Below are 10,455 nucleotides of genomic sequence, written 5' to 3'. Positions count from 1 at the left end.
CCGTCAAGCGCCAGACCGGCCAGCGGGGCGGCGAAGCCTCGGCGTCGGCGAGCACGTCTGACGTCAGCCGCGGCAAAGCCGCGGCTGACGTCAGACGGGATCGGCCGCTGAAGGCGCGGCCGCCCCGCTGGCCGAGTTTGCGCGAGTCCGCGCATAGCTACGCTATGCGACGGCCGCGCTTCACTCATCCCTGGTAATCTTCTCGTCCCGCTCGTGGCGCTCCTGCGCCTCCAGCGTCATCGTCGCGATCGGCCGGGCTTCCAGCCGTTGCAATGAAATCGGCTCGCCCGTCACTTCGCAATAGCCATAGTCGCCCGAATCGATGCGGCGCAGCGCAGCGTCGATCTTGCTGATCACCTTGCGCTGGCGGTCGCGGGTGCGCAGTTCGATACCCCAATCGGTCTCGCTGGCAGCGCGATCGGTGATGTCGGGCTCGCGCAGCGGCTCGGCCTTCAGCGTTTCCAGCGTGCCGGCGGATTCGCGCAGGATGGACTCTTTCCAGTCGAGCAGTTTGCGCCGGAAATAGGCCAATTGCTGCGGATTCATGAATTCTTCGTCTGCCGAAGGGCGGTACCCCTCCGGCAGCGTCACACCGATGGTATCAAGCGGTTCGTCGAGACTCACGGATAGCTTCCCTCACCCTGCCGACCATGTGGTGGGAGGAACTGGCCCCGTTTTGGATGCCAGTCGCTCGCCCGATTGGCCGGCTTGCAGATGCCCTGATCCGGCATCTGCTCCCCGCGCGGCTCATAGCCGCGACGCACCGGCCGGGCAAGCGCCCGCAAGGGGCGAAGTCGGTGGAATCTGTGGAAAATCGTTGCTGCAATGCAGCGACGACGAGCGCTATTCCTTGGCCATTCTGTCGATACGCGCCTGCAGGGCTGCCAGCTGTGCCTTCAGCGCCGCAACCTCGGCGTCGGCGGCCGGCGCCGGCGGCGCGGGCTTCGGCGCCAGCTTGCCACCGGTCAGCATTTCCGTCGCGGCCTGGAACAGCGCCAGATTCTGCTTGGCGAGCTGCTCGAAGGGCTTCAGCGCCGCGTCGCGGAACTTGGTCTGGTTCTCGGAAAACGCCGCCATCGAGGCTTCGAGATAATGCGGCACCATCGATTGCATCGAATCGCCATACATGGCGATGATCTGGCGCAGGAACGGCACCGGCAGCATGGTCTGGCCGGTGGCTTCCTCTTCCATGACGATCTGGGTGAGCACCGAGCGGGTGATGTCTTCCCCGGTCTTGGCATCGAAGACCTGGAAGTCGCGGCCATCGCGCGTCATCGTCGCCAGATGTTCGAGGGTGATATAGCTGCTGGTTTCGGTATTATAGAGGCGGCGGTTGGCGTATTTCTTGATGACCACCGGCGCGGGGGCATCAGGCGTGGTGCCGGCGGGGCCAGCAGTGAACGGGGCATGGGCCATGACGGATCCTGAGGCAGCGGAAAGCGCGCCCCTAACACATTTGCATGTTGCACCGCAACGCGAGCGCGGGCCGCACCCCTTGCCGCTGTTTCTGGCCACGGTGACCCGGGTCTGCGGCGATGATCGCGCCCGGCTGGCGCGCGTGCTGGCCGGCCTGCGCCGCTATCAGGAGGCGCCGGCGGCGACGCCGCGTCCGCGGGCACCGGTGCGCGCCCGCGTCGGCAACGTCAGCCTGCACGATCACGGCGGCCACGGGCCCTTGCTGGTCGTCATCCCCTCGCTGATCAACCCGCCGACCGTGCTCGATCTCGCCCCTGGCCAGTCGCTGATCGCCGGGCTGGTGGCGCGGGGCTATCACCTGTTGTCGGTCGATTGGGGCGCCCCGGAAGGTCTCGACCTTGCCGACACCGTCGCCACACGGCTGGTGCCGCTGCTGCGCGGCCTGGCCGCGCCCGTCGGGCTCATCGGCTATTGCCTTGGCGGCACGCTGGCGCTGGGGGCGGCGACGCTGCTCGGCCCGCAGGTGGCGCGCCTCGCCCTGCTGGCGACGCCCTGGCACTTCCGCGGCTATGGCGCCGCGCGCGACCAGCTGGCGGGCTGGTGGCAACAGGCGGGCCCGCTGGCGGCAACGCTGGGCAGCCTGCCGATGGACCTGCTGCAACCAGCCTTCTGGGCGCTCGATGAAGCCGGCGTCACCGCCAAATATGAGGCGCTGGCGGCGATGCCCGCTGCCGGGCTGGCGGCCTTCGTCCGGCTGGAGGACTGGAGCAACGGCGGCCAGCCGCTGGCGCTGGCGGCGGCGCGCGACCTGGCCGAGGTGCTGTTCGCCGCCGACATCACGGGACGCGGTGATTGGCAGGTCGGCGGTCAGCGCGTCGATCCGGCGGCGCTGGCCTGCCCCATCCTCGATGTCATCGCCCGGCGCGACCATATCGTGCCGGCGGCGGCGGCGCTCAGCACTTCGGGCATCGGCACCGCCCTGCCGCTCGATGCCGGCCATGTCGGCATGATCGTCGGCCATCGCGCGCCTGACATGCTGTGGCAGCCGCTGGCCGACTGGTTCCGCCCCATGGCAATTGCCGGACAAGCCGATTAACGTCACTCCGGATCGAATCGAACATCTGGGGAAGTATCAATGACCGGAACCGTCATCACTGCCGCCCGCCGCACCGCCGTCGGCAGCTTCATGGGCGCCTTCGGCAGCACGCCGGCGCATGAACTGGGCAAGGCCGCCATCATCGCCGCCATGGCCGATGCCGGCATCGGCGCCGATGATGTCGACGAAGTCATCCTGGGCCAGGTGCTGACCGCCGGCCAGGGCCAGAACCCCGCCCGCCAGGCCGCCATGGCCGCCGGCATTGCCGAGGCCGCACCGGCCTGGGGCGTCAACCAGGTCTGCGGCTCCGGCCTGCGCGCCGTGGCGCTGGCCTCCCAGGCCATCCAGTCGGGCGATGCCCGGGTCATCATCGCCGGCGGGCAGGAATCGATGAGCCTGTCGCCGCACGCCCAGGCGCTGCGCGCCGGTACCAAGATGGGCGCGCTGGAGCTGGTCGACACGATGATCAAGGACGGGCTGTGGGATGCCTTCAACGGCTATCACATGGGCATCACCGCCGAAAATGTCGCGGAACGCTATCAGATCAGCCGCGCCGCCCAGGACGATTTCGCCGTCGCCAGCCAGAACAAGGCCAGCGCCGCCCGCGCCGAAGGCCGCTTCAAGGGCCAGATCGCGCCGGTGACCATCAAGGGCCGGAAGGGCGATATCACCGTCGATACCGATGAATATATCCGTGATGGCGTGACGCTGGAGAGCATTTCCGGCCTGCGCGGCGCCTTCAAGAAGGATGGCGGGGTGACCGCCGCCAATGCCTCCGGCCTCAACGATGGCGCTGCGGCGCTGGTGGTGATGAGCGAGGCGGAAGCCGCCCGCCGCAATGCGCCGGTGTTGTGCCGCATCGCCAGCTGGGCCTCGGTCGGTGTCGATCCCGCCATCATGGGCATCGGCCCGGTGCCGGCGTCCAAGAAGGCGCTGGAAAAGGCCGGTTGGAGCGTCGCCGATCTCGACCTTATCGAAGCCAATGAAGCCTTTGCCGCGCAGGCGCTGGCCGTCGGCCAGGAGCTTGGCCTCGATCCCGCCAAGGTCAATGTCAACGGCGGTGCCATCGCCATCGGCCACCCGATCGGCGCTTCCGGCGCCCGCGTGCTGACGACGCTGATCCATGAAATGATCCGCCGCGACGTCAAGCGCGGCCTCGCCACGCTGTGCATCGGCGGTGGCATGGGCATCGCCCTCTGCGTCGAGCGCTGACGCCGCCGCCCGATGCGGGGCGCGCTGCCAGAGGATAGCCATCCGCTCGACCGGCTGCTCGCCGGCGGGCGGCATTGCCGGCTGCTGATGGCCTGGCGCCCGCCCATCGGCCTGAAACTGCCCGAACTGGCCGATTTCGAGCGTGTCGCCTGCCTCGCCCGCCCCGCCGAGCCGATGCCGGGCACCGCCGTTGCCGATGCGCTGCGCCTGCCCTTTGTCGAGGCGCTGTTCGATCGCGCGCTGGTCACAACGCCCCTGCCCGGCAGCCACGCCCGGGAGGAACTGCGCGAGCTGTGGCGCGTGCTCACCCCGGCAAGCCTGACGCTGCTCATCGTCAAGGCGCGTCGCCCCTGGCAATGGCAAGCGCCCGGCTGGCTGCAGGACGATCTCGCCCCGCTGCTCGCCGACACGATGTTCGACGTGCTCGACTGGCGCATCGAAACCCTGCCGCAGCGCTTTCACCTCATCCTTGTCGGCAAGGCCGATGGCCTGGCGCCGACGATGATCGGCCGGGTGCAGGAAGTCACGGCGCCGGCGGTGGCGACCTAAATCGCCAAGAGAGTCTCCAGCAATTACGGCGGCATATATGCTTCAACGAATCAGCCTGTCCTCGTCTGATTGCGGAAGTCGGCCGGGATCGGACAGTCGCTGCACACCCGATCGTCGCACAGGCGACAGAGGGTGCAGCGCTGCGCATCGCTCGCGTCCATCGACGCCAGCAGCTTGTGGAGCAATGCCGCCAGAGCCTCCTGTTCTGCAGGCGACAGCGGCGTCAGCAGCGGCCGAATGGCGGCCAGGCGCCCCTGCAGCAAGTCCTCGCGGCGGGCGTGACCGCGTTCGGTCAGGTAGAGAGCAATCGCCCGCCGGTCGCGCCCGCTACGGCGCTCGACCAGGCCATCAGCCACAAGCCGGTCTATGAGGCGCACGGTACCGGGGTGCGACAGCCCGAGAATCCGCCGCAATTCGTCGTTGGACGGGCCAAGCCCATAGCCGATGACCACCACCGCCGCGGGCGTTTCGCCCGCATGATCCAGCGTGTCGCGCGCCGCAGCCGTGATGCGATCCGCCACGGCAAGCCCGACTGTTCCGAGGAGATTGGTCGTCCGGTCGATCATCGGGCGACGATAGGTGCGGTGCGCACATTATTCAACTTGACTATATGTGCGTTGCGCACATAATTCTGCGCATGGTGACGCCGTGTCGGCATCCGCATTTCTGGGAGCAAGTCATGACCGCAACATCCCTCAGCCCCGAGCATCGGGATTTCTACGAACGTTTCCAATCCTTCTGGGCGGCCCCCAGCGGCGCGCGCGTGGCGGAACTGATCGCGCCGCACGCCACCATCCATTTCACCGGCGCCGGGACATTTTCGGGCGCCGACTATGTCAATGTGATGCAGGGCATGCTCGATGCGATGGTGGGGCTGAAGGTGACGCCGCTCGACTGCGCCGGAGACGGCGACCGGCTCTACATTTTCTGGGAAACTTCGGCCGTGATTGCCGGCTCGACCCGCACCTACAAGGGCGTCGACCGTTTTCGCATCGCCGACGGCATGGCGATCGAAGAGCATGTGATCTTTGATTCCGCCCATCTGCAGGCATGATGGCTCCGGCACCGATGCATGGCCAGCGCCGACAGCCATGGCGAAGGCGTTTGGCGAAGCTGGGCTAGAGTCGATTGCGTTAAAGTGAAGTCGGCACCGGCCCGCTCCCCCGCCCGGCCACCCATATCGTACAAAGACTTGGGTGGCCCGGAGCGGATGCGACCTCCGTCGCGGGCGGGGGCGCGGGCCGGTGCCGACCGACGGCAATCGACTCTAGAGCACGAACTGGGTCTGGCTGGTCTGGCTGATCAGCTTGCCATCGGCCGTTTCGACCCGTGTGTTCCATACCGACGTCCGGCGGCCGATGTGCAAGGGCGTGGCGATGGCGCGCAATCGGCTGCCCGCCGGCGCCGTGCCGATCATGTTGGTCTTGCTTTCGATCGTCGTCGTGCCGCGGGCGCCCGCCGGCAGCGTCACGAACCCGCCGGCGGCCCCGGTGAAATCGGCCAGCGCCATCAGAAAACCGCCATGGGCGGTGCCGCCGGCGGTGCAATGCTCCGGGGCCAGCGTCACCTCGACGATGACCTGTTCGGCATCGCAGCGGATGACTTCGAAGCCCAGGTGATCGGCAAAGGGCACTGCGCTGGTGATGGCGGCAAAATCGGGCTGGTGCATGCTGCGTCCTAGAAAAGAGCCGAACCGGCGGCGTGCGCCGCACATGCCAGCCCTTGTGCCGCCAAACCCAGGCCTCGGCGAACCACAAATTCGATAGCGACGCGGGTGATGGCCGTGGCGGCGCGACCGAAACGCAGCGCCATCGCGCCCCGGGGCCGTCTCGGTCGCTTTGTCGCAACCGCGCAGTTCATGGTTTGCACGATCGGGGTTTAACGTTAATTGCAGTTCGGTAACGCATCCCGAACCGGAGTTTGCCAGCAATGATGAAGCCGATTCAGCTTCTGTGCGTATCCAGCCTGCTGCTGCTGCTTGCCGGCTGTGACCAGCAGGACTCACCCTTCAAGTCCGAAAGCATCGAGACCAGCTCCATCGCAGGCAAGCTGCGCGGCAACCGCAGCGGCGGCGAACAGGTGCGTGTCTGGCGTGATCCCGACACCGGCTGCCAATATCTGCTGTGGGAACGTCGCGGCAAGGGCAGCATGACCCCGCGCCTCTCGGCAGAGGGCAAGCCGCTGTGCGGGGCCGCTGGCCAGGCCGGCTAGAGTCGATTGCCGTCGGACGGCACCGGCCCGCTCCCCCGCCCGCGACGGCGGTCGCATCCGCTCCCGGCCACGCATATCGTACAATGACCTGGGTGGCCGGGTGGGGGAGCAGGCCGGTGCCGACTCCACTTGAACGCAATCGACTCCCGTCTCAGTTCGTTGCCAGGATCGCCAGTGTCGCGACCGAAGTGATCAGCGAGCCGAGAATGCCGGTGATGTCCCGCGCCACATCCAGTTTGTAGAGCGGGTCGATGTTCTTGGGAACGATGATGGTGGAGCCGGGCGGCACCACGGCATTGTCATCACGGCCCCAGCCGCGGCCGCCAATCGGCTGCGCGGTGCCGTTGGGCAGCACCAGGAAGATGCGGCCCTTGTCGGCGGTGGAGGCCGTGCCACCGCTTTCCCGCACATAGGCGGCCACCGGCTTGTCCTTGACGAATTGCAGGGCGCCCGGGTTGGCGACATCACCCAGCGCCAGCACGAAATTCGGCCGCTTCGGCATGACGATGGCGTCGCCGCTTTCCAACACGGTGTCGAGATCCGGACGCTGCTCGAGCACGCGCGGGTCGGCTTCAACGACAACGCGGCCTGGCGCTTCCAGCGTCGCCAGCTGCTGGATCAGTCCCTGCGCGGCAACCATGCCATCGCCGGTTCCCTGCTTGCGGGCCGACACCGCCAGCAGCGACTGGGTGAGTTCGCGGGCGGTGCGGCGCAGGCCTTCCTGCTGCAATTCCTTGACCGACCGCCGGGTGAAGATGGTGCCATAGGGATAGGCCAGCGGCGACAGCCCGCCGGCGCGGGCCAGCAGTTGCGACAGCGTCTCACCCTTGCGGATGGAATAGAGGCCGGGGCGGTTGACCTCGCCGGTCAACAGCACGCCGCCGGCTTCGAACTGGGGCTGGGCAGCGTTGAAGCGCAGATCGTCACCGGCGGACACAATGGTGCTGGCCAGCGCGGTCGGATAGCCATCGACGGCGATACGCTGCTGCGTGGCGGCGGCGCCGTCCGCGCGGGTGATATCCAGCGTCATGGCGCTGCTGTTGCGCTGCACGCCTTCGGCCACGGCGGCAAGATCGGCTGCGCTGGCCTGGCCGGCAATCGGATAGGCGCCGGGCCGACGCACCGCGCCGCCGACGGCCACGGCGTTCTCGATCAGCACCGGCAAAAGGTCGGGCTCCTCCTCGAACACCAGCGGGCAGCGGCTTGCCGCCATCACGTCGCCGGCGGCGTCACGTTCCGGATCGCGCGCATCGGCGCGCTGGCTCGGCGCGGCACCGCTGCGCAGGCCGACCTGATCGTCGCCGCTGCGCAGCGTGGCGTCACCACCACGGCCGGCAACGGCCAGGCTGCCGCCGGTGGCCGCCACGTCGCTCTGGCCACCACGCTCGACGATGAAGGCGGCGCGGGTCACCACATTGAAACGGGCCGACTGGCCGTCGCGCACCAGCGCTTCCAGCCGATCGAGTGACGCACATTCGGAAAGCGAGTTGGGCTGGCCGAGCACGACCCGGCGCACCGCGGTGCGATTGAGAAAATCGATATCGCTGCGGCTGAAGACATAGAGGCGATCATCGCTGCGCAGCGCAACATTGGGGCGATTGTTGAGCGCATTCAGCAGGTTGATCGGTTCGAAAACGCGCGACGCGGTTTGCGGATCGCGGCGGATCAGGATGGCCATCGGCAGATAGGTATTGGCGCGCAGGTCGCTGATATCGCCCAGCAGGTCATGCACGGTCGGCGCTGCAACCAGCGCCCGGGTGCCGGGATTGCCGACATAACCGCGCAGCACCACACGCCCGGTACTGCCGCCGGCGCTGCCCCCGATCACCGCCACGCCATCACCGGGCACCAGCGTCGTCGCCAGCGTCGCCGCGCGCAGATATTGTTCGCTGCCATCGGCGGTGATGCGGCTGATGGCAACCTGGTTGCCCCGCGGGCGCAGCGCGCCGCCGGCATAGGCCAGCACATTGCCGAGCGATGTGCCCTTGCGGATTTCATAGATGCCGGGCCGGGCGACGCTGCCCGAAATCGCGACGGTGTCGCCGATCACCGGCACGATCACCCGGTCACCGTCCTGCAGGCGCAGCGCCGGCGGCGTGCCGATGCCGAGCAGACCATAGACATCGACGCTGATGCTGCTGCCACCACGGACAACGCGGATGTTGCGCAGCGAGCCGGAGCGGCGAACGCCGCCGGCCTGGGCGAGCGCCGCGCTGATATCGCTGAGCGCGGTCAGATTATACTGACCGGGACGATCGACTTCGCCGCCAACGAACACGGTGACGGCGCGGACCGAGCCCAGGGACAGATAGACATCGGTGCCCAGCATCGTCCGCCGCGTCGCCGCCTGCAGGTCGCGCCGCACGGCAGCGAGCGACCGGCCGGCAGCCGGGATCGGCGGCAGCGAGCCAACGATCAGCCGGCCATCGCGCGACACGCGCACCGTCTTGCTGTCATTGGTGGCGCCCTGGAATTGCACGACGACATCGTCACCCGTGCCGATGACATAATCATCGCCGACGGCCCCGGTCAGCGCGCCGGCCGTGCCGGTGGCCGCCTGAAACAGGTCATAGCCGAATTGTTTCAGCGTCGGATCGGCCATGCGTTCGCGGAATTCGCGCTCGATGGGGCTGGCGGTGTAATAGCGGTTCAGGCCGATGCGGGCTTCGGTGCGGCGCAATTCCTGTTCTTCGCGGGTATCGATGCGCGCGCCGGGCACGGCGGCCGGGGGCCGCTGGTCACCGGCATCGCGTGCGGCATCGACGGCGCCCGCGCCGCTGTTGCCGCCCAACTGGCCCTGCAATTGTTGCAGCACGCGCGGATCGATGGCCTGTGCCTGCACCGGCAGTGCCGTGGTCAGCGTCAGCGCGCTTGCCAGCACACCGGCAACGGCACGCTTCATCATCCTAACCATCACTCGTCCCGATCATCATGCGCTGCCCGCGCTGTAAGCGGGCGGCGGAAATGCGTCAACGACTGCGGGCCGCACCCGCCATCAGATGCGGCGGTTGACCAGATCGGAATAGTCGCGCGCCAGCTGCTTCGTCATGTCACCGACCTCGAACCGCCATGGCCCGATTTCGGCGAGCGGCGTCACTTCGGCGGCGCTGCCGGTCAGGAACGCCTGTTCGAAACCTTCCAGTTCCTCCGGCCAGATCGCCCGCTCTATGACCGCGATGCCGCGCTTTTTCGCCAGCCCGATGATGGTGCGGCGGGTGATGCCATCGAGGAAGCAATCGGGCGTCGGCGTGTGCAGCGCGCCATCCTTCAGGAAGAAGACATTGGCGCCGGTGGCTTCGGCGACCTGGCCGCGCCAGTCGAGCATCAGCGCGTCATTGTAGCCGGCATCCTCGGCGGCATGCTTCGACATGGTGCAGATCATGTAGAGGCCGGCGGCCTTGGACCGGGTCGGCGCCGTATAGGGCGCCGGGCGGCGCCAGGGCGCGATGGTCAGGCGCAGGCCCTTGGCCAGTGCTTCGGGACCGAAATAGGCGCCCCATTCCCAGCAGGCGATGGCAAGATGCGGCTTGGTGCGCTGCGCCGACACGCCCATCTGTTCAGAGCCGCGCCAGGCGATGGGACGCACATAGCCGTCGGTCAGCTTGTTGGCGGCAAGCGTTTCCTTGACCGCGGCGTCGATCTCGTCGCGGCTCCAGGGGATGGTGAAGCCCAGGATCTTCGCCGAATCGATGAGGCGCTGACTGTGTTCGGACAGCGCGAAGACCTCGCCGCCATAGGCGCGTTCGCCCTCGAACACCGCGCTGGCATAGTGCATGGCATGGGTCAGCACATGGACATTGGCGTCGCGCCAGGGCCGCAGCGCGCCATCGAACCAGATAAAGCCATCGCGATTGTCGAAGGTGGCGTCGGTCATCGTTCCTGTCCCTTGTTGCCGATCACGCTGCCCGTTTGTTACAGGCGTTGTGCCCCAAGCTGATGCTTTGTTGCCTTGGGCTAGGCTTTCGTGCAAG

11 protein-coding genes are annotated in these 10,455 nt (G+C 67.7%); 5 read left to right on the top strand and 6 right to left on the bottom strand.

What is annotated here, in order from left to right; all coding sequences use genetic code 11:
- Positions 1-180: 180 nt before the first annotated feature.
- Together dksA and phaR are read right to left on the bottom strand one after the other, a co-directional pair.
- A complete protein-coding gene (gene dksA, locus CFE35_RS16955) occupies positions 181-546 on the bottom strand; it encodes an RNA polymerase-binding protein DksA (protein WP_292932335.1) in 366 nt (121 codons plus the stop codon).
- A gap of 297 nt (positions 547-843) precedes the next feature.
- Positions 844-1,416 (bottom strand): polyhydroxyalkanoate synthesis repressor PhaR, encoded by a 573-nt coding sequence (phaR, locus tag CFE35_RS16950; RefSeq protein WP_292932323.1) that lies wholly within the window; start codon positions 1,414-1,416, stop codon positions 844-846.
- Between phaR and CFE35_RS16945 the strand changes: the two genes are divergently transcribed.
- The 3 genes from CFE35_RS16945 to CFE35_RS16935 are packed head-to-tail and all read left to right on the top strand — an operon-like array spanning position 1,415 to position 4,273.
- Positions 1,415-2,512 (top strand): alpha/beta hydrolase, encoded by a 1,098-nt coding sequence (locus CFE35_RS16945; protein ID WP_292932322.1) that lies wholly within the window; start codon positions 1,415-1,417, stop codon positions 2,510-2,512. The two genes, phaR and CFE35_RS16945, sit on opposite strands and share 2 nt — an antisense overlap.
- Positions 2,513-2,551: 39 nt before the next feature.
- Positions 2,552-3,724 (top strand): acetyl-CoA C-acetyltransferase, encoded by a 1,173-nt coding sequence (locus CFE35_RS16940; RefSeq protein WP_292932320.1) that lies wholly within the window; start codon positions 2,552-2,554, stop codon positions 3,722-3,724.
- Positions 3,725-3,736: 12 nt separating this feature from the next.
- Positions 3,737-4,273, top strand: a complete 537-nt coding sequence (locus CFE35_RS16935; protein ID WP_292932318.1) for a hypothetical protein — start codon at positions 3,737-3,739, stop codon at positions 4,271-4,273.
- A 50-nt stretch (positions 4,274-4,323) separates the two neighbouring features.
- Here the strand turns inward: CFE35_RS16935 and CFE35_RS16930 are convergent, their stop codons facing one another.
- Positions 4,324-4,839, bottom strand: a complete 516-nt coding sequence (locus tag CFE35_RS16930; protein ID WP_292932316.1) for a MarR family transcriptional regulator — start codon at positions 4,837-4,839, stop codon at positions 4,324-4,326.
- A gap of 113 nt (positions 4,840-4,952) precedes the next feature.
- On the opposite strand from CFE35_RS16930, the gene CFE35_RS16925 reads away from it, so the two are divergent.
- Positions 4,953-5,327 (top strand): nuclear transport factor 2 family protein, encoded by a 375-nt coding sequence (locus tag CFE35_RS16925; protein WP_292932315.1) that lies wholly within the window; start codon positions 4,953-4,955, stop codon positions 5,325-5,327.
- Positions 5,328-5,540: 213 nt separating this feature from the next.
- Here CFE35_RS16925 and CFE35_RS16920 read toward each other — a convergent pair whose 3' ends face one another.
- A complete protein-coding gene (locus tag CFE35_RS16920; RefSeq protein WP_292932313.1) occupies positions 5,541-5,942 on the bottom strand; it encodes a PaaI family thioesterase in 402 nt (133 codons plus the stop codon).
- Between the two features lie 263 nt (positions 5,943-6,205).
- Between CFE35_RS16920 and CFE35_RS16915 the strand changes: the two genes are divergently transcribed.
- Entirely contained in the window at positions 6,206-6,484 is a 279-nt protein-coding gene (locus tag CFE35_RS16915; RefSeq protein WP_292932311.1) for a DUF6440 family protein, read from the top strand.
- A gap of 151 nt (positions 6,485-6,635) precedes the next feature.
- On the opposite strand, the gene CFE35_RS16910 is transcribed toward CFE35_RS16915, so the two are convergent.
- Both CFE35_RS16910 and CFE35_RS16905 read right to left on the bottom strand, forming a co-directional pair.
- Positions 6,636-9,386, bottom strand: a complete 2,751-nt coding sequence (locus CFE35_RS16910) for an SLBB domain-containing protein (protein ID WP_292932309.1) — start codon at positions 9,384-9,386, stop codon at positions 6,636-6,638.
- 93 nt (positions 9,387-9,479) lie between these two features.
- A complete protein-coding gene (locus CFE35_RS16905) occupies positions 9,480-10,358 on the bottom strand; it encodes a branched-chain amino acid aminotransferase (protein ID WP_292932307.1) in 879 nt (292 codons plus the stop codon).
- Positions 10,359-10,455 lie beyond the last annotated feature (97 nt).

The sequence above is a fragment of the Novosphingobium sp. PASSN1 genome (assembly GCF_002278815.1).
The sequence above is the reverse complement of the archived record's forward strand: the minus strand, read 5'-3'. Positions and strand labels throughout refer to the sequence as shown.